At 67.7% G+C, this 22,902-nt stretch carries 18 protein-coding genes and 1 pseudogene; 16 read left to right on the top strand and 3 right to left on the bottom strand.

Annotated elements, in window-relative coordinates; all coding sequences use genetic code 11:
- Positions 1-170 precede the first annotated feature (170 nt).
- Entirely contained in the window at positions 171-6,152 is a 5,982-nt protein-coding gene (locus CRP27_RS02835) for a DUF5979 domain-containing protein (RefSeq protein ID WP_097179214.1), read from the bottom strand.
- 229 nt (positions 6,153-6,381) lie between these two features.
- Between CRP27_RS02835 and CRP27_RS02830 the strand changes: the two genes are divergently transcribed.
- From CRP27_RS02830 to CRP27_RS02790, 9 genes are all read left to right on the top strand, one after another.
- Positions 6,382-6,807: an SHOCT domain-containing protein gene (locus CRP27_RS02830; RefSeq protein ID WP_097179213.1), complete on the top strand. Its 426-nt coding sequence runs from the start codon at positions 6,382-6,384 to the stop codon at positions 6,805-6,807.
- Positions 6,755-7,240 (top strand): DUF6325 family protein, encoded by a 486-nt coding sequence (locus tag CRP27_RS02825; RefSeq protein ID WP_255257408.1) that lies wholly within the window; start codon positions 6,755-6,757, stop codon positions 7,238-7,240. Before CRP27_RS02830 ends, CRP27_RS02825 begins: the two co-directional genes overlap by 53 nt.
- A gap of 11 nt (positions 7,241-7,251) precedes the next feature.
- Positions 7,252-7,581, top strand: a complete 330-nt coding sequence (locus tag CRP27_RS02820; RefSeq protein WP_097179211.1) for an SHOCT domain-containing protein — start codon at positions 7,252-7,254, stop codon at positions 7,579-7,581.
- Between the two features lie 57 nt (positions 7,582-7,638).
- A complete protein-coding gene (locus tag CRP27_RS02815; protein WP_141399663.1) occupies positions 7,639-8,139 on the top strand; it encodes a general stress protein in 501 nt (166 codons plus the stop codon).
- A 27-nt stretch (positions 8,140-8,166) separates the two neighbouring features.
- Positions 8,167-8,661 carry a DUF1269 domain-containing protein gene (locus CRP27_RS02810; protein WP_097179209.1) on the top strand — a complete coding sequence of 165 codons (495 nt, stop codon included), beginning with the start codon at positions 8,167-8,169 and terminating at the stop codon, positions 8,659-8,661.
- 29 nt (positions 8,662-8,690) lie between these two features.
- Positions 8,691-10,049: a hypothetical protein gene (locus CRP27_RS02805; RefSeq protein WP_097179208.1), complete on the top strand. Its 1,359-nt coding sequence runs from the start codon at positions 8,691-8,693 to the stop codon at positions 10,047-10,049.
- A gap of 132 nt (positions 10,050-10,181) precedes the next feature.
- Positions 10,182-11,216 (top strand): AI-2E family transporter, encoded by a 1,035-nt coding sequence (locus tag CRP27_RS02800; RefSeq protein ID WP_176505438.1) that lies wholly within the window; start codon positions 10,182-10,184, stop codon positions 11,214-11,216.
- Entirely contained in the window at positions 11,213-11,887 is a 675-nt protein-coding gene (locus CRP27_RS02795; protein ID WP_176505437.1) for a GAP family protein, read from the top strand. The genes CRP27_RS02800 and CRP27_RS02795 overlap by 4 nt, the downstream gene beginning before the upstream one ends.
- Positions 11,797-13,539: a SulP family inorganic anion transporter gene (locus CRP27_RS02790; protein WP_255257407.1), complete on the top strand. Its 1,743-nt coding sequence runs from the start codon at positions 11,797-11,799 to the stop codon at positions 13,537-13,539. The genes CRP27_RS02795 and CRP27_RS02790 overlap by 91 nt, the downstream gene beginning before the upstream one ends.
- Before the next feature lie 22 nt (positions 13,540-13,561).
- Here the strand turns inward: CRP27_RS02790 and CRP27_RS02785 are convergent, their stop codons facing one another.
- Positions 13,562-13,795 (bottom strand): hypothetical protein, encoded by a 234-nt coding sequence (locus tag CRP27_RS02785; RefSeq protein ID WP_217990678.1) that lies wholly within the window; start codon positions 13,793-13,795, stop codon positions 13,562-13,564.
- Positions 13,796-13,981: 186 nt separating this feature from the next.
- Positions 13,982-16,507, bottom strand: coding sequence for a LuxR C-terminal-related transcriptional regulator (locus CRP27_RS02780; RefSeq protein WP_141399661.1), 2,526 nt, complete (start codon positions 16,505-16,507; stop codon positions 13,982-13,984).
- 258 nt (positions 16,508-16,765) lie between these two features.
- Here CRP27_RS02780 and CRP27_RS02775 point away from each other — a divergent pair, with 258 nt between their 5' ends.
- The 7 genes and pseudogenes from CRP27_RS02775 (at position 16,766) to CRP27_RS02745 (ending at position 22,896) form a co-directional block, all read left to right on the top strand.
- Positions 16,766-17,260 (top strand): DUF1269 domain-containing protein, encoded by a 495-nt coding sequence (locus CRP27_RS02775; RefSeq protein ID WP_097179204.1) that lies wholly within the window; start codon positions 16,766-16,768, stop codon positions 17,258-17,260.
- A 73-nt stretch (positions 17,261-17,333) separates the two neighbouring features.
- Complete coding sequence (locus CRP27_RS02770) at positions 17,334-17,600, top strand: hypothetical protein (protein WP_141399660.1); 267 nt, start codon at positions 17,334-17,336, stop codon at positions 17,598-17,600.
- A 2-nt stretch (positions 17,601-17,602) separates the two neighbouring features.
- Positions 17,603-17,898, top strand: a pseudogene (locus tag CRP27_RS02765) (IS3 family transposase); the annotation flags it as partial.
- A gap of 271 nt (positions 17,899-18,169) precedes the next feature.
- Positions 18,170-20,581 (top strand): hypothetical protein, encoded by a 2,412-nt coding sequence (locus CRP27_RS02760; RefSeq protein ID WP_141399659.1) that lies wholly within the window; start codon positions 18,170-18,172, stop codon positions 20,579-20,581.
- 304 nt (positions 20,582-20,885) lie between these two features.
- On the top strand, positions 20,886-21,422 hold the full coding sequence (locus tag CRP27_RS02755) for a DoxX family protein (RefSeq protein WP_097179201.1): 537 nt from the start codon (positions 20,886-20,888) through the stop codon (positions 21,420-21,422).
- Positions 21,423-21,499: 77 nt separating this feature from the next.
- Positions 21,500-21,862, top strand: a complete 363-nt coding sequence (locus CRP27_RS02750; RefSeq protein WP_097179200.1) for a metalloregulator ArsR/SmtB family transcription factor — start codon at positions 21,500-21,502, stop codon at positions 21,860-21,862.
- Complete coding sequence (locus tag CRP27_RS02745; RefSeq protein WP_097179199.1) at positions 21,859-22,896, top strand: cation diffusion facilitator family transporter; 1,038 nt, start codon at positions 21,859-21,861, stop codon at positions 22,894-22,896. The genes CRP27_RS02750 and CRP27_RS02745 overlap by 4 nt, the downstream gene beginning before the upstream one ends.
- The last annotated feature ends 6 nt before the right edge of the window (positions 22,897-22,902 follow it).

The following is a 22,902-nucleotide window of genomic DNA, read 5'->3' as shown; positions in this document are numbered from 1 at the left end:
TTCGGTACGGGCACGATCGTCACCGGCACGGGTGCGGGTTGGCGGGACTCTTCGGGGCGTCGTTGCGGGTTCATCGGCCCTCCTTGTTCGTGCACCCCACTGCACCACGCCGCGACAGTAGGAGGATCACCCTGTCCGTGCGAATTCCCGGCCGCCGTGGCGGCCGGTGATCATCGGCGGCGTCGAACGGTGCGCCGGATGAGGAGGCCACTGGTACACAGCAGCGCGGCGAGGATGAGCAGCGACAGTGCTGCGCCACCGTCCGCGCCGGTGAATGCCAGCCCGACCGGGCGGGGGCCGCTCGCGTCCGCGCTGCCGCCGTCGGAGCCGTTCTGGCCGGGAGCGGGTGCCGGTGTGGGGCCCGGCGGGGTGGGGGTGGGCGTGGGCGGTGTGGGTGTGAGGTTGTAGGAGTTCGTGATGGTGACCACCTGCAGCTCCGGGACCGCTTCGCCGGCGCCGGTCGGCGTCAGGATGGTGACGGTGCCGGGCGTGATGGTGCGGACGGCTTCGCCGTACGATCCGTCGTCGCCGTCCTCGGTGACCGTGCACTGTGCTCCGAGGGGGATGCCGTCGACACGGGCTTGAAGCATGTCGGCGCGGTCCAGGACCAGTTCGGCGGAGTCGCCCAAGTCCACCGGCGCGCCGGCGACTACGCAGCTGACGTTGGCGGTGAATCGGTCGGGTGCCGCTGCGGCTCCTGCACCAGTGATCTCCTTCTGCACCAGGAGCGAGCCTGCGGTGAGGATCACGCCGACCTTGACTGGTGCTTGCGCGAGGGGCAGCGCACCGTTGGTGAGGGTGGCGGTCGTGCCGACCTGGTTGTACGCGACGTCGCCGCCGGCCGGCACGCTGACGGGAGCAGCGTCTGGACGTGCGGCGCCGGCGGGCACGTTCACGGTGCGGTAGCGAGCGGTCACGGTGCCGCCAGGTGCGACGCCGCCGGCCGGGGATACGTCCACGATGATGCGGACGCCGGTGACGGCGCCCCAGTCGCCGGCGAAGGTGTCACCGTCGGTCCACGTGTTCGCCGCGCAGGTGGTGTCGGAAGTCCACGTCGATCCGCTTCCGTCCGCGCACACTGCCGCGTCGGTGGTCACTTGCCAGGTTGTGGTGGCACCGTCCGGTGCGTTGACGCTCACCCCGAACGGGCCGTCGAATGCGGGCCGATAGGTGCTGCCGCGACTGGATCCGGTTGCGAGCAGGATGTCGCCTGGCGTGGGAAGCGCGTCGACGAAGGTCACGGTGTCCTGGTTCACGGTGCCGGTGTTCCGGGCGGTCAGTCGCCATTCGTCGGTTCCGCCGACCCGGGTTTCGGCGACGCACGGCGGCAGCGTGAACCCCTCGCCGTCCGGGGTGCAGGTGCTGCCCGGATCGGTCGGGTTGACGGCGCCCGAGACGAGGCTGTTGATGATGTCGCCGCGGACGGCCTTGCTCGTTTGGAGGGCCGGGCCGGGGGTCGGCTGCACATAGTTCGTGGTTCCGCACTGGTTCGCGGGGAGCTCCGGGATGGTGCCCTGGCCGTTGCCGGAGGTGTTGGTGCAGGCGTCCAGTGCGGTGGTCGTGGTCGCGGTGACGGCGTTGGTGGCGCGCTCGTTCTCCTGCAAGCCGGGTTGCAGGGTGAGCGGGATGACGACGGTGAACGTCTCGTCCGGAGCCATCCGGTTGCCGGTCGTGGGCCACGTGAAGGTGAGGGTCCCGTCGTCGTCTTGCGCGAGGGTGACGTCGGTGGAGAGTGTGCCGCCGTCGCTGGTGGTGTACGTCGGGTCGGTGCCGTCCCAGGTCAGGGCGGCGGGCAGCTGATCGTCGACGGAGGTGAGGGTGATGATGCCCGTGCCGGTGTTGTGCATCGTGATCGTCCACGGGACGGTGCTGCCCACTGGAACGGTGTGCTGGTTGTCTGCGGGCGCCTTCACGATGTCGAGGCTTCGCGTGCCCGGGTCGAGGGTGAGCGTGTCGTCGGCGGTGCTAGTGGCGTCGGGGAACAGGGTGTCCTCAGCGCGATGCGAGGTCACCGTGGTCGTGTCGCCGATCGTGCTCGGGAACCTGACGGCGTTTCCGTCTCGTTCTGTCTCGAGGATCCGGACGTGCAGTGTGGCGGCGGCGGTCCATGCTGCGGGCGGGGTCGTGTGGGAGAGGACGTCGCCGTCGGCGCGGGTGAAGACGAACCGGATCCCGGTGATCGCCGCAAGGTTCGACGTGGGAAGGGTGGCTGTGGTGGATGGGGTGCCGGTCTGCCAGGAGGCCGTGCCGTTCGTGCGCACGTCGACGCGGACCTGGTCGGCGCCGGCGGGGAGGGTCACGTCATCGGGGGAGAAGGACTCGAGTCGGACGGCGTTCCAGAAGTCTGTGTCGCTGTCCTCGATCGTGACGGTGTCCGGCGCGACGGTCGCGTCCGGCCCCTGCTTCGCGGTAAGGGCGACATCGATGGTGCTGGCGCGATTCGCTTCCAGCACCGTGTTGGGTGTGAAAGTCTTCCCGGCGTTGACGTCGAGCACCCCGCGGACGAGGCGGACGTCGGCCGAGGTGGAGTCCGTGGGGGTGCTGGTCTGACCGGACGGTGCGAGAACCGGGTCGTACGACTGCGCGAAGGCACGGTTGGTGACGGTGGTGGTTGCGGTGACCGGAACGGATGGCAGGCTCCGGAGCGTTGCGCGGAGCTGGGTGTGCATCGTCATGACCAGGGCGTCGTCGGAGGAGATGGTGCCGCCGGTGGTGGCGGGGTCGGCGCCTTGGTACACGACGCTCACTCCGACGACGTCGGCGAGGTCGGCGGTGGATGCCGCTCGAGCTCCGGTGATCGTGGTCGTGCTGGTGGTCAGTGTCCCGTCCCCGTCGCGGTGGAGCAGGGACACGATCGAGGCGTCGGCGTCCACTTCGCTGGCGTCGAAGGTGAAGTCCAATCCGGTCAGGGTGAACCGTTCGAACGGGTTGGTGGTCGTGTAGATGGCGTCGGTGTAGGGGTCTGCTGCCCAGTCGTCGGCGGCGCTGGTGCAGTCGGCAAGGGTCGACGGTGAGCACGGCATGGGATCGGTGACGCGGACGTAGGACGCTCGTGACGCGGAGCCATTTCGCGCGGAGACGGTCATGTCGTTCGTCGGGTAGGCGGATGGGTCGACGTCGCCTGGCACCGGGACGGACAGGACGTCGTGCTCGGACGTCTTGGCGACGCTGACCAGCGGCGGCCGGTCGAGGATGACGAGGTCGTCGTGGGCCGTCGCATCGCGTGGCCCGTCGGTGGTGGCGGCGTCAACGTTCACGGTGTTGCGGATCGATCCGGCCGCGGTGAGGTTGTAGTCGGTGGTGCCGTTCACCCACCGGTCGCCGGCGTTCTGCGGGTCGCGGAGCGTGTTCCGGAGCGCCCAGACGAGGTTGAACGCGCGCGGTGTCGTGCTGGTCGCGATGCCGGATCCGGGGACAGGGCGGGTCGGGTCGGTGCTTGCTGCGCGAGCGGCGTCATCGGGGGTGATGGTGATGCGCACACCGGTGGTCGCCGCGGACTGCGCAGCGGTGAGCGTGTAGCCGACGAAACCGCTGTCGTCCACCCAGCCGGCGGCGGGGGCGGGGACTGTCGACCAGGTGCCGCCGCTGAACAGCTCGATCGAAGCGACGTCGTCCCACTGCCAGAGTCGGTCGGTGGTGACGGGGACCGGTGCGATGGCTTGGAGGTTGAACGCTTGGAACGTGGTCGCCGCCGGGTCGTCAGCGTTGCCGGCGGGGTCGGTGACGGTCATCGTTGACGTGCCGGTGGTCCGTGCGCCCCACTCGAGTGTTGACCCGACCTGTTCGCCGGACTGACTGTCGACGGTGGTGCGGTCGGTGGTGAAGTCGGTGTCGGTCCACCGTTTCCCGGCGATGAGGCTGCCGTCGCCGCTGGTCGACTCGATCGACGTGCCCGCATCAGCTTCGGCGACGTCGCTGTCGATGGTGCCGCCGCCATCGACGGTGCCCTCGCCTTGCGCTGTCGCGTGGTTCGTGTACGGGGTCGGGTCGCCGTCGGGGGTGCTGGTGGGGTCGCCGCCGTAGCGTTGGTCGGCTCGAGCCTGCGAGACGAAGTTCGGTTGCACGGTGGTGCCCTGTGGGAACCCATCTGGGTTGGTGAACACGAACCGGAGCCCGGTGATGTCGCCCTGGAGATCCGTGGGGATGGTGCCAGAGAACGTCGTGGGACCGGTGGCGGGCAGACCGTCGATGGGGAGCTGCTGCCAAGTGTCACCGTCGTCGCTCGTGTACTGGATCGTGAGGGTCGCGCCCGCGGGAACCTGCGTCGGTGCGATCGCGACGGGGTCGAACGCGTTCCAGAAGGAACTGTCTTCATGGGGTGACGGGGCGACGTCCTCGATCGTGATCGTGGTCGGGGTCACGAATGCGGAGTCGGTGGAGGTGGTTGCGGGAAGTTCGGCGACGACGGTCCCGCCGGGGGCGATCGGTTCCTGCGGACTGAGGGTCTTGCTCAGGGCGATGTCGATGTCCGGCGTGAACACGTCGAGCGGAGCGTTCGCGTCGTCGGAGGCGGAAGCGTCGCCATTGACGACGGTGACGTCGGCGGTGTTCGTGGTTCGGAGTGTTTCGGTGGCGGCGGCATCCGGTGCGGTGTCGATCGTGAACGGTGTCGTCGTTGATGCGCCGGCGTCGACAGGACCCTCGTACGCGATCTCGAAACCGGTCACGTACGTGTCCGCTGGCGGGGAGGCGACGGGAGTGTCACCGTTGTCGAACGAATCGGTTCGCGTCGTCTCGTCGCTGAAGTGCCAGGTGACGGTCGCCCCGGTGGCGGACGCCGGGTACGTGAGGGGCGCGGTGAAGCCGCCGAAGCTGATCTCGGCGGTGAAGTAGTCGAGGTCGCTGATGGTGAGCTCTTGGACGGGACCATCGGATGCGTTGGTGGCGGTGATGGTGCCGGTCGCGGAGCCGCCAGCCGGGATCCTGCCGGGGGTGATGGTCTTGGTCGCGGTGGCAGCGAGTGCAGTGGGGGTGACGGTGTGGTCGGCGGAAGCGCTGTCGGTGGCGGGATCGTGCCCGGGAACGGTGACCGTTCCGCTTGCCGTGTTGGTGGTCGTCCATCCCCCGTCGATGCCCGCGCCGGTGTCACGGTCGGTTGCGCGCTGCGTGACGTCGAACCGGACGGATGCTGCCGGGTCGCCTGGGGTGAGGACCGCACCGTCGTCGCCGGTGTAGGTGAGGCGGATGCCTGCGACGCTGTCCGCCCCGACCCCGGCGGGGAGCGCGGCGTTGTCGGGCGGTCCGGGCGCGCCGGTGACCCAGTGGTATGTGCCCGTGGCCGGATCGAGGACGTACGCGTCGATTTGGACGGCCGTCGCGCCGGCTGGAAGCGTGATGTTGCCCGGCCCGGTGATGTCGACGTATCGGAACGGGTTCGTCGGTGAGAGCGCGTCCGCGCCGTCGGTCGCGTCCGCGGGCTCTTGGATGACGATCGACGTCGCGGGGACGTTGGAGGTGTTCTCTGTCGTGAGCGTGACCACTGAGGCGGCACCGGGCGAGTACCGCTCGGTTGCTGGCGTCCAGCTCTTGGTCGTGTTCGCGTCAATGGTGGTGGGGATGTTGACGGTGATTGTTGCCGTACTGGCCGCGGTGGCGGCGTTGTCTGCGGTACCGGTCCCGGTGTTCGTGATCGGGGTGCCGTTGTACGCCCAGGTCGGCGGCAGATCGTCGGGGACGCGCAGCGTGAGGGTGAGGGTGTACGCCTGGCCGGCGGCAAGGCCGGTGGTGCCGTCGGCGAGGGGCTGCACGAACTGGACGGACCCGACGCAGGGTGGCGCCGTGGTGACCTCGACCGGTGGTGTGCCGCCACAACCGGAGTGCGACACCACCCAGTCGGGAGCTGCTGGAGGTGCGGGGTTCGGCGGGGTCGCGCTGAAGCTGACGATCGGGAACCCGGCGAGTTCGGCCGGGAGGGAATCGTCGATGCGCGCGTTGACGCAGTCGGCGTCGTCACATCCCAGACGGATGGTGAAGGTGAACTCGTCGCCGGGACCCACTGTGGCGGCCTTGCCGCCGTTGACGAGCTTGTTCACCTCCAGCGCGGCGGGGTCGGCTGCGGCCGCGGGGAGCGCGGCGGTCGTGACCGCGCCGAGCGCCAGGAGGACGACCGTGCTGGCTGCGATCGCGGCGCGCAGCGGATGGTTCCAGCCCATGGGTAGTCGATCCTCTCCGTCGTACCGGCCATCGTCCTGAGGCGCGTGCGCGACGTGCACCATCCCCTTCGGGTGAGTTTCCTCCCACGGTGAACGGTTCTGAAGGCCCGTGCTCCGGCCATCCGCCGGTGACGTGATTGCGCGTCGACCAGATCGCCCGATCCGGGTGGTGCCCCGGCCCGACACCCGGAACTAGACAGAAGCCACCGATCTCGAGAGGGAGAACATCATGGACTTCTGGAACACGTTCTGGGAGGTCGTCTGGTACGGCCTGGTCGCCTTCGCATGGGTCGCCGGGCTGATGGCGATCTTCGCGATCCTGGCAGATCTCGTACGAGATCGGGCGCTCAGCGGCTGGTACAAGGCGATCTGGGTGTTCTTCCTCGTGTTCGTCCCCTTCCTGACGGCGTTGATCTACCTCATCGCCCGAGGACGCGGCATGGCCGACCGGGGCGCCGAAGCGGCAGCCCGCCAGAAGGAAGCCGCCGAGGGGTACATCCGGACCGTCGCGGGCACGTCACCGTCGGACGAGATCGCGAAAGCACAGTCCTTGCTGGACGCCGGGACGATCACCCGCTCCGAGTTCGACACGATCAAGGCACATGCACTCGGTCGCCAGAACGCCGGCGCGCACGCCGGCGCTGCGGCGGTGTGAAGCCGTGGTGTCCTTCAACTACGGCCCAGCGGAAGTGTTCATCTTCCGGTATGTCGGTGAGTTCCCGGACTCCCGAGTGCTCGAGGCGCTGGCCGACCTGGTGTCGAACGACACGGTCCGACTCCTGGACATCCTGATCGCCCACCGCGACGTGCAGGGACAGGTGCGCGTCCTCGAGATCGACGACATCCCACCGGAGCACATCGGGCAGGACCTCGCCCTCGAAGCGCGCGGGATCGCTGGCAACGACGACATCGACGAGATCGCCGCGAACCTGCCAGCGGGCGCGTCAGCAGCCATCGCGGTCATCGAGCAGCGGTGGGCGAGGACACTCGCCGAACGCTTCACCGACAGCGGCGCCGAACTCCTGCAGACGGTCCGCGTCCCGGCGCCCGAGCTGAACGCCATCGCCGCAGCAGCACACATCGAGTAGAGGAACACATCATGCCGTTCAGACGATTTGGACGCCCGGGACTGCTCGGGATGGCCGCACGAACCGCGGTCGTCGCGGGCACGGCCTCCGCCGTGAGCGGCGCCGTGCTCGGCCATCAGCAACGTGCCGCGCAACAGCGAGCAGAAGCAGATGCCTACGAGCTCGAGCAGACACGGCCGATGTCGGAAGTGCCGCCGCTTCCGCAAACACCGCCCCCGGCAGGGCAATCCCAGCCGCCCGACCTGATGAGTGAACTCGATCGGCTCGCAGCTCTCCGGCAACAGGGGCTCCTCAACGACGACGAGTTCACCGCCGCGAAGCAGCGGCTCCTCGCCGGCTGACCGCTTCCACGAACACCTTCCGAACTATCAGCGCACCACCGAAGCAAAGGGATGACCATGGCAACGACCAAGACCGCCTCCGACTCGACCATCGGCGTGTTCGCGACCAGCGACGAAGCCCTCAGCGCCGTGCAGGCACTCAAGGACGCCGGCTACGGCGAGGACGTCGTGTCCGTCGTCGGCAAGGGAGTCAAGGATGAAAAGACCGTCCACGGATGGATCCCCGTCGGGAACCAAGCCGGATCGTTCGGTGGCTGGGGAGCGCTGTGGGGTGCCCTCACCGGGTGGCTCCTGCTCGGCTTCGTCTGGCTGCCCGGCGTCGGATGGGTCGCCGCGGCCGGCTGGCTGGCGAGCACCCTCGTCGGCGCGGGTATCGGCGCCGGTCTCGGCGCACTCGTCGGGCTCGCCGTCCCCGAAGAGGAGATCCCGCAGTACGAAGACGACCTCAAGGCCGACCGGTACCTCGTCATCGTGCACGGAGACGCCGACACAGTCGAAGCCGCACACCGCATCATCACCGACGCCGCACCCCTGCGTGCGCAGCGCTACGCAGAGTGACCACCGCTCCAGGAAAGGACCCAACCGATGTCTGATCTGATCGTCATCTCGTTCGACGACGAAGCGAAAGCCACCGCCGCGTACGAAGAGGTACAACAGCTGCAGGACGACCTCATCGTGGAACTGGCGGGGCTTGCCCTCGTCCGAGTCGACGACTACGGCAAGAAGCACGTCGAGACACCCGGGCCGGTCGGCAAGGTCGGTGCCGGCGCTGGGGCCGGCGCCCTGTTCGGCACCATGATGGGGCTGCTCTTCTTCGTCCCGTTCTTCGGTCTCGTCATCGGCGGAGCACTGGGCGCACTCTTCGCGGGGCTCGACAAGACCGGCCTGAACGCGGAGTTCCGCGACCGGGTGAAGACCGCCGTCGCCGACGGGCGCTCCGCCGTGGTGATCTACGCCACGAAGATCACCGAGGACAAGTTCGGTGAAGCGCTCCGTGGGTTCGGCGGGACCATCGTGCAGACATCGCTGTCCGACGCGGACGAACACGAGCTCGCCCACGACATGACCGCGGCCCGGTAGTCGCTCCTCATCCGCCGACGGGATCAGCCATGGACCCACAGGACGAAGCGGAACTCGCGGCGCTGCGCGCTGAGAACGAGCGCCTCCGCGCCGCGTTGCACGCGGGGTCGGACGTCGCCGACGAGCAGCGACGTCCGCGGGGTCTCGGATGGGTGATCCCGTCGGCCGCCCTCATCGTCATCGGGGCGATCCTCGCCCCGGCAGCGGTCATCACCACCTGGGCGAGCAGGGAACTCACCTCCACGGACGCGTTCGTGCAGACGTTCTCGCCACTGGCCCGCGACGAGGCAGTGCAGAGTTTCATCGCAGCGCAGACGATCGATGCGGTCGATGAACACGTCGACGTCGCAGAGCTGACCGACACCGTCTTCGACGGCGTCCGCGATCTCGATCTGCCGCCGCGTGCCGCGCAGGCACTCACTGCCCTGCAAGCTCCCGCCACTGCCGGCGTCGAGGACCTCATCCACCAGACGGTCCACAGATTCGTCGCCTCTGACGCGTTCGCCACGCTGTGGGAGGGGCTGCTGCGCACCGGCCACACCCAGATGGTCAGCTCGCTCAGCGGCGACCAGGACGCAGCCGTCGCGATCGCAGCGGACGGAGCCATCGGCGTGCAGCTGGGGCCCATCGTCGCGGAGGTGAAGGACCGGCTCGTCGACCGCGGGATCACGTTCGCCGACCGCATCCCGGACATCAACCGCACCATCGTCATCGCCACCTCCGACGCCGCAGTCCGGGCGCAGACGGCGTACACGCTCGTTCAGGTCGCATCGACGTGGTTGCCGTGGGTGGCGGTCGCGTTCATCGCAGGCGGGGTGCTGCTGGCGAGGCGGCGAGCCCGTGCCCTGGCGCTGGCCGCCGTCGGAGTCGCCATCGCCATGCTCGTGACCATCCTGGGACTCGGGTTCGGCAGGGTCGCGACGGTCCGGGCCCTCGCGCCGGAGCTGATGCCGCGCGGTGCCGCTCGGGCGATCTACGACACGGTGGTCGCGTTCGTCCTGAGCGCATCGGTCGCGGTGACGGTCCTGGCGCTCGCGGTCGCGGTCGTCGCCTGGTTCGCGGGTTCGTCGCGACCCGCGACGCGGTTCCGGTCCGGGTGGAACCGACTCGCCGGAGGGCTCCGTGACCGAGCTGAAGCGCACGGGGTGACGACCGGAAGGTTCGGCAGTGAGGTCTACCGGTTCCGCGCTGTGTTGCGGACCCTGATCGCTCTGGGCGGCGCGGCGATCATCGCGTTGCACCGGCCGCTCGAGCCCGGGCTGATCGTCTGGACACTCGTCGGGTCCCTGATCGCGGTCGGCGTCGTCGAGCTCGTCGCCCGTCCCGAGGACGTCCCACTGACGGTGCGACCGCACGCCGACCCGACGGCCGGCGTCCCAACGCACTGACCCGTGCGTCAGCCCATTCTCCAAGGAGCACTCATGTGGTTGCGGAAACGATGTGCACCACCGGCGCAGCTCGGCGCGTCATCGTCGGATTCGACGTCCTCGGCGACATCCACGGGGCGTGGTTTGCGGATCGTGGTCGGTCTCGCAGCCGCGGTCGTCATCGCGATTGGCTGCGTCCGGTTCTCCTCGATCATCGGACCGACGGCGCTCGCGCTCGTGGTCACGATCTGCGTCCAACCAGCGCGGGTGTTCCTCGAGCGGCTTGGTCTGGCACGCGGTTTCGCCTCGGCCGTGGTGATCGTCATCGTGCTCGCGCTGACGGTGGGGTTCTCCGCCGCGCTCGTGGTGTCGTTCGCCCAGTTCGCGACACTGTTCCCGCAGTACTCGGAACAGTTCCAACAGCTGGAACGCAATGTCGCTGACGCTCTGGAACGTGTCGGTGTCGGGCAGGAACAGGTCAGCGCAGTCTTCGCGACGTTCGACCCCGGTCAGATCGTCGGCGCGGTGTCGAACCTGATCGGCAGTGTGTTCGGGTTCGGGCTGTCGACGGTGGTCGTCCTGTCGCTGATCGTCTTCATGACTCTGGATGCCGGGTGGGGGCACCTCATCGCTGGGCGGCTGCGCCCCGTCCGTCCGGGTCTGGTCGACGCTCTGGTCGGCTACACGCTGAGCGTGCGCCGGTACATGCTCGTGACCGCGCTCCTCGGAGCCGTCGTCGCCGCACTCGACGCGCTCGCCCTGGCGATCCTCGGCATCCCCGGCGCCTTGCTCTGGGGGCTGCTGGCCTTCATCACCGGGTTCATCCCGAACATCGGCTACTGGATCGGGATCATCCCACCGGTGTTCATCGCGCTCCTGGCGAACGGATGGGCGAACGCTCTCGCAGTCATCATCATCTACGCCGTCATCAACGGCGTCATCCAATCGGGGCTGCAACCCCACATCGTCGGTTCCGCAGTGTCGCTCAACCAGACCATCTCGTTCCTGTCGGTCGTCGTCTGGTCAGCGCTGCTCGGTCCTCTCGGCGCCATCCTCGCGCTCCCGCTCACCCTGATCGTCCGCGCGCTCCTCGTCGACGCCAACCCCGACGCGAGGTGGGTCCGCCCGGTTCTCGGCGACCTCGAAGGACTGAAGGTCAAGCGCAAGAAGGGAACGGTCGCGCCGTGAGCCTCGCAGCACTCATCGGGGATCTCCTGCCGCAGGCGGTGGCGATCGCGATCAGCCCACTCCCGATCATCGCGGTCATCCTCATGCTGCTCGCACCACGTGCGGTACCCGTCGCGGTGGCGTTCCTCGCCGGGTGGCTCGTCGCCGTGGCGGCGGTCGCCACCGTCATGGCGCTGTGCTCGTCCCTGATCCTCGACGCCGATGCCGCGTCATCGCGGCCCATCATCGGCACCGCCAAGATCGTGCTCGGTACGCTCCTACTGTTCCTCGCGGTACGGCAGATCCGCCAGCGGAACACCTCGGACACGTCCGCCCCTCCGCCATGGATGAACGCGATCGAGCACCTGGCACCGATGCGCGCCGCCGGGATCGGGTTCCTCCTCGCCGCGGTCAACCCCAAGAACCTGCTGCTCGGCATGACGGCGGGCGTCACCATCGGCACCAGCGGAACGACCCTCGGCACCGCCGTCGGCGCGACTGCGGTGTACGTCGTGATCGCGTCGCTCAGCGTGGCGGCACCCGTCGTGGCGTACGTCGCGTTCGGCGAGCTGGCGCGAGCCAAGCTCGACCCAGCTCGGGCGTGGTTGACGGCGCACAGCGGCGCGATCGTCACGACGCTGTTCCTCATCAGCGGCGTGATGACCATCGGCAAGGGAATCGGGAGTTTCTGATGCGCGTACTGACCGGACTGCACCGACGGAACTGGCAGCGCGAAGCGCTCGGTGGTATCACCCTGGCCGCTATCGCGATCCCGCTGAACATCGGCTACGCGCAGATCGCGGGGCTACCCCCGACCGCCGGTCTGTACGCCCTCATCGTGCCGGCTGCACTGTTCGCGCTCCTGGCGTCGACCCGGCAACTGGTCGCATCACCGGACGCCGCAGCTGCCGCGCTCGTGGCGTCGTCACTGACCGGCCTCGTCGCGGCCGACAGCGACACGTACCTGCAACTCGCGTTCGCGCAGGCGCTGATCGGCGCGGTCATGTTCGCATTGTGCGCGGTGTTGAAGCTCGGCTTCCTAGCGAACTTCCTGTCCGCGCCGATCCTCGTCGGTTTCGTCGGCGGCCTTGCGTTCGACATCCTCGTCAGTCAGATCGCCAAGATGCTCGGCGTGCACATCGACAGCGGCGGCGAGTTCGTCGAGAAGGCGACCCAACTGGTGATGGGGCTCGGCACGATCAATCCGTGGTCCGTCTGCATCGCGGCGGCCTCGGTCGTCATCCTCGTCCTCGGTCGGCGCATCCGCGGCGTTCCCTGGGCGCTCATCGTCCTGGTCGCCGCAACCGTCGCGCTCGTGGTGTTCCACCTCGACGATGCCGGCGTCGCCGTCCTCGGAGACGTGCCCGCCGGGCCACCCACCTTCACCTGGCCGCAGATCAGCTGGCAGCAGTGGCTGCAGCTGGTGCCGAGCGCGCTCGCGCTCACATTGGTCACCATCGCCGAGGGCCTCCTCGTTGCTCGCCGCTACGCCGAACGGCACGGGTACCCCGAAGATCCCAACCGTGACCTGTTCGCCTTCGGCGCCGCCAACCTCGGCGCCGGACTGACCGGAGGCTTCACGGTCGGCTCCTCCGCATCGCGGACCGCTGCGATGGACCAGGCGGGCACGCGAACGCAGCTGCCCGCACTCGTCGCGGCAGTCCTGACACTCCTCGTCGTCGTGTTCGGCACGGCTCTGCTGCGGGACATCCCATCACCTGCGATCGGTGCGATCGTCGCCGTCGCCGTGGTACCGCTGCTCGGGATCTCCGAGTTCGCCCGGCTGTGGCGACTGCGCCGGTTCGAGTTCGCCGTAGCGGCCGTGTGCTTCCTCGGCGCGCTGTTTCTCGGCCCGGTGATCGGGGTCGTCCTCGCGTTCTTCCTCTCGCTCATCGACGTCGTCCGCCGCGCCGCGAACCCGCCGGTGGACGTGCTCGCCGAGTCCGGGGAACCTCGGGAGGCGTTCCGTGCAGCACGGGACGGGGCGGTGTCGACGGTGCCCGGCGTGATCGTGCTCCGATTCGCCGGCCCGCTGTTCTTCGGGAGCGCGCAGCAGTTCGGTGCAGCGGTCCGCTCCGCGGTGACGGCTGGCCGCCAGGACGGTGCGAAGCACCTCGTGCTCGATTGCGAAGCGATCACCGGGATCGACACGACCGCGGCAGACGTCGCGGAGGAGACGCTGAAGTGGTGCCGAGCGCACGGAGTGACCGTCAGCTTCAGCAGGCTCCGAACGGGCGTGCAGGCTGAGTTCAGTCGATTCGACTTGATCGGGGACGCGCAGGTGTTCAGCAGCAACAAGGCCGCCGTCACTGCGCTCACGGCCGACGCGCGTGTCGAGGGCTGACGCGGCCTCGTCGGCGCTGCTCCTACCCGTCGAACTGTCGGTCGTCGAACGGCCAGTTGTCCTGCCGGAACTCGGCGATCTCGAGGCCGAGATCCGCGATCCGCGCCAAGAGCGCGTGCAGATCGGTTTGGTCACGCAGCTCTCCGACGAGGAGCGTCTGCGCCGGCGCGACCTGCACCAGCTCGTACTCCGGGAACGCGGCCGCCAGCGTGTCGGAAAGCGCATAGGGTAAACGCACTTCGTAGCGGTGCATCATCGTGACTCCTCCCATGCGGTCCGTCCATCGTCGCCGACGCACCGGTCGCCACGCGCCCTCCCTTGTGGGTGAGAGCGGGCAGAACAGCTCAGGCCTCGCGGAGGCCTCGGAACGGCCGACGAGGATACTCACGCGGTGAGTGCCCCGGCAGCAGCCAGCCTTCGGGGCCGTCTGAAGCAGTACGCGTCAGAGGAGCCCGCGGCGCCGTCCCGCCAGCACCGCGTCGCTGCGGCCGGTCACTCCGAGCTTGGCGTAGATGCTCCGCAGGTGCGTCTTCACCGTATTCACACTGAGGTGCTGCTTCGCCGCGATCTCCGCGACGGTCTGGTGCGCTGGCAGCTCGGCGAGCAGTTCGCGTTCCTTGGGCGTGAGCGCGGTCGGTGCACCGCCGTGCTCGGTGACGACTTCGATGTGCTCAGCGGCCGCGAGGTCCAGGATGTGCAGCGCGTACGGCTCCGCCTCGCCGAGCGTGCCGTGTGCCGCGAAGACCAGCCTCGCCCCTTGCCCGCCGCAGACCAGGAACTCCCGCGCGTACCCGAACGTGTTGCTGACATCCAACGCGAGCCGGAGGTGATGCACCGCTTCCGCAGCTCGATCCGACTCGTACGCCCTGCTCGCGAGTGCGAGTCGACCGTGCACCACGCCGGCACCCGTCCACGCAGCTGTGTCCGACTCGAGGGCGTCCGTCAGCGCTCGTTCGACGGCGTACTCGGATCTGCTCGGAGCGAGCAGGCGCAGCGTCAGCGCCTCCGTCGACCCCGGCCCGAGCTTCTCGCAGATGAGTTGCCGGACCTGGCCGGCGGCGGCCGGGCCGTGGAGAGTGAGCGCCCAGTAGTGCACGCGTGGGGCCAGGGCGGCAACCAGACGGTGGTTGTCGTCGCCCTGCGTCCTCATGAGGTGCAACAGTCGGGCGAGCGGCTCGCGCGGAGACGCCCCCGTGTCGAGTGCCGCGACGAGCACGAGGGCGCGAGCGTGGAAGAGCAGCCCGAGGTCGCTGCCCGTCGGATCCGCCGCTTCGATCTGCCGAGCCGGGACGAACGACACGGGTTCGCACCGTGAGTAGGAGCTCGCCACCGCGAGAAGTGTCGCCCGGGCCGTAGCGCGGTTGTACGGCGGCTTCATGTCGAAGGGGAGCGCACCGACCTGCTCGTCGAAAGCGTTCGCGGTCTGCCAATCCCCGCGCCGAGCGGCGAGAGTCGCAGCCAACTCCGTCGACACGAGGTACACCCATGAGTAACTCGCACGCAGCGCCGCCGCTTGCACGTACCGCAACAACGGTTCGGCGTCGGAGAAACGTTCCGCCAACACGAGGCACCACGCGATGGCTGCTCGGACGGCCAACGCGGCGTCGAGGGACTCCAGGGGCGTGGCGCGAAGGTACCCGCCGAGCGCCTCGAGCGCGTGCTCTGCTCCATCGCGATCCTCGACCATGAACCCGGCGATGGCACGCACGAGGGGCTCCCAGCGCACTCTGGCGTTGGGCGCCGCCGAATCGAGCAGTCGCTGCACGACGATGAGTCGGTTCTCGGCGCCGATCCGGTCGGGGAAGGTGGGGACGTCCATCCCCAGGCGAATCACTGCGGTCGACAGCGTCGGTGGTGCCTGTTCGAGGTGGCGAAGGGCCGTGGCGACGATCGCGCTGCGCCCCTGCATCAAGAGCTCCACGCCGGAGCGCTCCAGTTGGGAGTCGATGACGTGCTGGTCGTGGGACAACAGCGCCTGCTCCAGGGCAGCGTCGTGCGCCCCTTCATCAGCGAACCACTGTGCCGCGGCCTGGTGACGCTGGATGAAGGCGCACTCATCGCGTCGGCGGAACTCGGCCCGCAGGTAGCTGACCAAGATCGGGTGGAAGCAGAAGACGTCGTCGCTGTCACGCTCGACCAGGGTGTTCCGGCGGCTCAGCCGGCCGAGGATCGCCCCTGCGTCGCGGCGCCTCGTGAGCGCCACCGCGAGGTCGAGCGGCACGCGTTCGGCGGCCGCGGCGAGCATCAGCACGGCCTGGTCCTCAGGAGCGAGGCTGTCAAGCACTCGCACCACCAAGTAATCCGCGACCTGATGCTGATCCCCGTCGAAGCTGGCGATGGCCGTTGACGGAGCAGGCTCCGATGCGAGGTACGGCATCGATAGTGCAATTCCGGCGGCCCATCCTTGGGTGCGAAGCGTGAGGACCTCACCATCAACTGCCGTCAACGACACCTGCATTCTCGACGCGAGTTCAACCGTCTCGTCGACGGTGAAAGCAAGCTCCGCATTCCCCAAGCGATGCACACCGAACCCGAGTGACGTGATGGCGGTGAATCCGCTCGGCTCGAACCGTCCAGCGACGACGATGCGGGTCCCTTCGCCTAGACTGGACAGTAGCGGGAGCAACGGTGCGACACCCCGGGCGTCGAGCATGGCGCAGACGTCGTCGATGAGCACCCACTGGTCTTCGCCGGAAAGGCTGAGAGCGAGGTCGAGGAGCCGTTCTTCCAATGTGCGTCCGTCGGGATGGATCTCGAAGACCTGCGCCTGGCGGGCCTCGAGTACATGCCGCCACTGTGCGAGAAGCGTGGTCTTGCCAGCACCGGCGGCGGCCCAGACGGTGAGGAGTCGTGCGCCGCTTCGGGAGAATCCGTCGAGCGCCTCGACGAGTCGGGGACGTGGAATCGTACTGCTCAACGATTCAGCCGGTGAGTCCGCGAGCGGTGCCGTGTGATCGAGCGCGCGCAATTGATACCGCCTTCTCCCTGTAAAGGCCTGGTCTGTGCACACTCTAAGCGTCGGCTGTCCGCTCTGCGCCGACTATTGCGATTTCGGTGCTCCGCTTCGGTGCAGTCACCCGTTCTGGGTGAGGCGGAGCGAGGTGTTCGACACCTCTCCGACTTCACCCGGATCAGGTGGGGTGGCATCGGGAGCGCGCGACTACACCAGGATGCAACGAGCAGTGGCACGGCTGCCGCCGTCTGCCGCATCTGAGGAGCGCGACCCATGCCCGAATTCATCGTGATCGCTTTTAGCGACGAGGCCCGAGCCCTTGCGGCGTACGAGGAAGTACAGCTCCTCGAGGATCGGCTCGTCATCGAAGTTGGCGGTGTCGCATTCGTGCATATCGACGATAACGGAAAGCTTCGCGTGGAGACCCCGCGTAGCACCACTCGCCTCGGCTCGCGAGCAGCTTCGAGCGCAGTGTTCGGAACCGTGCTCGGTGCTGTGTTCTTCATGCCTCTGATCGGCCTCGCCGCGGGTGGTGCGGTCGGCGCCTTGTTCGCTGGACTCGATCGAACGGGCATTGATGACGAGTTTCGTAAGCGGGTCAGGAACGCGGTCCCGGACGGTCATTCCGCTGTTGTCGTATATGCGCTTCGGGTAAAGGAACAAGCATTCGAGGACGCGCTCGAAGCCTTCGGGGGTGAGATCCACCGTGCGACTGTGTCCGAGTCCGACGAAGAGGAGCTGCTGAGGGAGTTGACCGACCTTGAGTAGCTCCGCCGGACGCTCAAACCTTCGCGACGGCACGAAAGCCCGGGGCGCGGGAGGTGCGTCCGCTCAGCGAGCGTTGCGCGCCAACGTGGTTGTTGCCGCGGTACTCACTACGGCCTTCTTCGTGGTGTTCCACTTCGCAGATGAACGCACATGGCTGCTCGCCGTTCCCGCCGCGTTCGTAAACCTGCTTGTTCTGAGATCGCTCGCGATCAACCGGCGCGCATTGCCAACCGAGGCGACTCTGGCGCACTGGGTCTGCACCGCTGCGATCATGCTCGGGCTCATGCCCGCTGTATGCCTCCTCGCCCTCGTGGTCGGAGTGCTCGCAACGATGCGCTAGCTCGGGGCCGCTTCAAAGCGGCCCAGTTCGAAGACCAGACAGCGCGCGATAGCTGCTCGGATCGATGGGGCGGGTCGGGGCGTGCGCGGACAACGCGGCGATGGAATCGTTCTTCGCCTTGCTGCAGAAGAACGTCCTCAACCGAAAGCGATGGGCGACCCGGGAAGAGCTCCGACTCGCGATCATCACCTGGATCGAGGCGACCTACCACCGGAAGCGACGCCAGCGCGGTCTGGGGAAGTTGACCCCGATCGAGTACGAGACGATCATCAACCGACAGGTCGCACTCGCGGCCTAAACGAACGAGTCAACCGAACCTGCAGCAGTCCCGACAATTCGGGACGCTCACAGCGTGTCACTTGTATCCCGAGGCCGAGGGACACGGTCATGAAGGCGTCCCGGGCAGTCTTCCCCTAAGGCGTCCTGCCGCCGCCGACGCTAGAAGGAGCGTCTTTGCAGATTGCGCGGAAGCGACGGGTCCAAGCGGTAAGTGTCAGCGAGCCCGTGCGCCCCACTTGGGGGTCGCTCGAACTCGCACCTTTGAGGCATGGTCGTGGCGGAGGTTCCACATGTCATCAACAAGCAAGACCCCCCTTGAGCGTGAAGTACCCTCACAGGCAGATCGAAACAAGTTTGCGGACTTTGTCGACCTCATGCGGCTTCTCGCGGACTGCATCATCGGGGACGACTACACCGTCCCAGACGACCTCAGTCAGGCGCTGCAACTGAGCGCGGCGGGACAGTCGATGGTGGACAAGGTGGCGCGGGCTCCCAAGCCGGACCGGCGCATCCCGGTCAAGGAGGCACGCCTCATGTGCGGTTTGGCACTTGGTCAGGGCCAGTTGTTCATCGACGTCAAGAAGACGGATGTCGACGCTATAGCTGCTTCAGTCTCGAAGCAGTTGCTGTCTGGCAAGATCCGCTTTCCGTTCACATTCGGGCGAGAAGCGTACGACGCCTACGCAGATCAACACGATGAAGGACTGCCGACGCTGACGTTTGAGGAATCACAGCGGTTCTTGGATGCGCTTCCGCAGGGGGTGCATCAATACGGGAAGTTCGTAACTGGCCCCTTCGGCCTCCATACCTCCGCAGACAATCGTGAAATCCGATCCGGACGCAGCGTGGAGGCTTTCCATTGCGCGGACATGATGTGCGAACGGATTCACCGGACGTTGCTGACAACGAGCGTGAACGCGCCGATCAACAAGTTCCGCGAGCGGTTTCACGAAGAGCTGGATGGCGACCACCAGGCTGCAATCGACTGGTTCCAAGAGGTCGACAACATGCGCGATATCGGCGCCGTGATGTTCTCAGACGTCGAGGTGGGGGTCACTGCCACCCTCATCGGGGACGCTCTCTCCGTCGACGAGCTTCGTTCGTTGGTCGCGCACCTATTCGATGCTACAGCGGGAGTCATGCGAGGGAGGGTTTCTGCATTCCTCGAGGTTGGCGACGCTCACGAAGCCGTGCGCAGGCTCAATCGGGCCAGCCTGATGCAGATCCTTCTCCTGTCGGATGAGCGCTCGGTTCAGCGCGGGCTCGACAGACTCGTCAATGACGGCGCGATTACAATTCCTCGTGGCGAGGTGCGGCGCCCAGTTGTGAATCAAGTCCGCCGATCAGGGGCGTTCGGTTTGCTACCCGAGTTGGGCCATCACGGTGTTCGTTTCGCCTCGGTGGACCAGGGGTTTGCGATCCTGAGACTGCGCAATGAACTCCAGAAGCTGCATGACCATGACCTCGAGGGACGTGACGAACTCGCTTGGCAGCTCCGCGACGTACCGGGGGAGGGGACGGCGGAGAAGCTGGACCGCTTTTTCCGTAACTCGGACCCGGCGGAAGCGATACAGCGGCTGGTGCTGAGCCGGCATACTCTGGTCGAACGACTCGCGCAGAGCATCGGTATCGAACATGGGCTAGACGAAAGCGACGAGAGCATCGTCGAACGCGTCCTTTGGAAACTCGGCTTCTCGCGTTACGAAAGTGAGGATCCACGTGCCGAGTTCTGGCGACTTCACCACCGTCTGATCGAACTGGCGAAGGTGTCCCGGACGCCTGCCTCGCGGGACACCGAGGAGTACCTCGGTGTGGCGAGCAAGTACTTCCGTGAACTGGAGCGCTTCTTGAGCGAGGCGCTTGCGTTTGCTGCCTGGAGCCTCCTCCATGACCACACTTCGAGTGCCCGACCGTACGAGTATGGTCTCGAGTCGGATCAGCGGCACGGTCTCGAACTGGTACAGGCTGCGGCGGACTCCCAGGATACGGGAGATCACGAGTTCGACTTCCTCAACGGGCGTCTTGAGCTCTACTCCCTCGTGCGGGGTTTCGGGCTCTTGGGTAATCACCTGCGAAGCTTGGACCCGGACGAGCACCCGCGCCCGGCGTCGGAGGTTCCTGCCTACGCCCGCGGGAGTCAACTGAAGCGGTTCCCCTTCCGGCACCGCGTTCCGTTCCTCGATCTCACGGCCGAGGCACGTGCGGTCATCCCAGCCGAATTGATCAATCTCTCGAAGCAACTTCAACGAGACCGGGTCAATGATTTCCGGAACTCCCATCAGCATTACCAGAAGACGGCGGCCGGCATCAAGCAGATCGAGGATGCCCTCGCGGGTCTCGAGCTCGCCCTCCGCACGGTTGAAGCGCTTGGATTTGCACTCGTGGAATTCAAGGTCGACGACGAAACGCACGACCGCTGGGGTCGCAGCGAGTTCTACTTCGCCGCCCCTAGAGGGCAGCGCCACGTCATCAGCCGACCATCAGGCTTCGATTGGCTCGGGATGCCCCCTCTCAGTTCTTCTCAGTACGTGGTGACCAGCGCGATCTTCGATGCGCCGAACGAGGTCATCCGAGTGCGCCGCCGCGTCGACAGCACCTTCGCGGATCTCTGGGCGGGTTTCCCGGCCCGACGGCAGGATCGCGCCAACGCCCTCAAACAGAACCCTGTGGAGCATCCGAACACGGAGGTCCACGGTCAGTAGCTGAGTGGAGGAGACACTTGCGGCCGAGCGAGGAAACTCGTCCCTGTTCGCCGAGAGACAGGCCAGGCACCGGAAGGGCCAGGAGACACCCCTGGTTTCCGACAGATCGGCTGGGCGGGCGCGGTTCGCGCGCGGTTGTTCGCGTTCGTCCGCGTTCAGCGAGCAGAAATGGTCGAGTCGGGTGTTCCGACTCGACCATTCCTGCTCAGTGGACGGCCGGACGCGGGCACCGGGACGCGCGCGTGGGACACGAACGGCACGGTGCGGCGTACCGTCGTCGGCACACCGACCTCCGGAGGACCGCATGAGCTCGCGCACCACCACCGCATCCGTCACCGCCAAGACCCTGCTCCGCATCGCACTCGGTGCCGTCCTCGTGTCGCACGGCTCCCAGAAGCTCTTCGGCGCGTTCGGCGGCGGCGGCATCGAGGGCACCGCGAAGGGCATGGACGCGATGGGCTTCCGGCCCGCCCGTCGGAACGCCGTGCTCGCAGGCATCGGCGAGGCCGGGTCCGGCGCGGCCCTGGCACTCGGCCTGGCCACCCCGATCGCGGGCGCCGGGGCCGCGACGACCATGGGCGTGGCGTCGAGTGTGCACACCCCGAACGGGTTCTTCAACGCTGACGGCGGGTTCGAGTTCCCCGCGTTCCTCGGGTTGTCCGCGGCGATGTTCGCGCTCGGCGGCCCGGGTCCGGTCTCGCTGGACCACGCGACGCGGCACGTGTTCGACCGCCCGTGGCTGCGCGGTCTCGCCCTCGCGGCCGTGCCGGTCGCGATCACGGTCCAGGTCGCGCAGCGACGCAAGGCGCTCGCGTCCGACGGCGCGACGAACGAGTCGTAGGACGAGGCGGACGGGAGGCACGGTGCCAGCTGGCACCGCGCCTCCCGTCCGCTTGTGGGTTGCGTTAGTATCTGCGTGTGCACGTAGGCAAGCAATCATGCGGACTCGATCCCGAATCGGAGTACGTCGAACTCGCCGTCGAGGTCTTCGCGATGCTCGCGGACGCGACGCGGGTGAAGATCATCCTCGCCCTGCGGGGTGCCGAGGAGATGTCGGTGAACCACCTGGCGGACGTCGTCGACAAGAGCCCGGCCGCCGTGTCGCAGCACCTCGCGAAGCTGCGGCTCGCCCGGATGGTCTCGACGCGGCGTGACGGCACGACGGTGTTCTACCGGCTCACCGACGAGCACGCCTCGGAACTCGTGATCGATGCCGTGAAGCAGGCCGAGCACGTCGTCGGAGCGGCGCCGCACCACCGGAGCGAACAGACACGGGCATGACCGGCCACGATCACGATCACGACCACCCGCTCGACCACGATCACCCGCACGACCACGATCACCCGCACGGCCATCCGCACGGCGGCGTCACGGGGTTCCTCCACGACCTCTTCGTGCCGCACACCCACGACAGTGCCGACTCGATCGACGACGCGATGGAGGCCAGCTCGGCAGGTGTCCGCGCCCTGAAGATCAGCCTGTTCGTCCTGCTCGGCACGACGATCCTGCAGGCCGTGCTGGTGGCGTTCACCGGCTCCATCGCGCTCCTTGCGGACACCATCCACAACTTCGCCGACGCCCTGACCGCCGTACCGCTGTGGATCGCCTTCGTGCTCGGCCGAAGGGTGGCGACCCGTCGGCTCACGTACGGGTACGGCCGCGCCGAAGACCTCGCGGGCATGTTCATCGTGTTCGTCGTCGCCCTGTCCGCAGTGGTCGCCGGGTGGCAGGCCGTCGATCGATTCGTGCACCCGCGCCCGGTCGAGGCGCCGTGGCTGCTCGTCGCAGCCGGGCTCGTCGGGTTCGCGGGCAACGAGATCGTGGCGGTCTACCGCATCCGCGTGGGTCAGCGCATCGGATCGGCGGCGCTCGTGGCCGACGGCGTGCACGCCCGGCTCGACGGCTTCACGTCGCTGTCCGTCGTCCTCGGTGCGGTCGGCGTCATGCTCGGGTTCCCCCTCGCCGATCCGATCATCGGTCTGCTCATCTCGATCTCGATCCTGCTGCTGCTCTGGGGCACGGTGAAGTCGATCGGCGCACGGCTCATGGACGCGGTCGACCCCGCGCTGGTCGCTCGGGCGGAACACGCGCTCGAGCACGCCGACGGGGTGCTGGCCGTCCGCGACGTCCGGCTCCGCTGGACCGGGCACCGGCTCACGGGGTCCGCGACGGTCGAAGTGGAAGCCACCGAACTGCCGGCGGCGACGCACCTCGCGCAGCACGCCGAGGAGCACCTCCGCGACGCGGTGCGCAACATCGACGTGTTCACGATCACACCGGCTGTGGCCACGCGCACCGGCGGACACACGCACTGACCGCCG

It is taken from the genome of Curtobacterium sp. 314Chir4.1 (assembly GCF_900215175.1).
In the GTDB taxonomy this organism is placed as follows: domain Bacteria; phylum Actinomycetota; class Actinomycetes; order Actinomycetales; family Microbacteriaceae; genus Curtobacterium; species Curtobacterium pusillum_A.
This window is presented reverse-complemented; position numbering and strand designations above follow the sequence as displayed.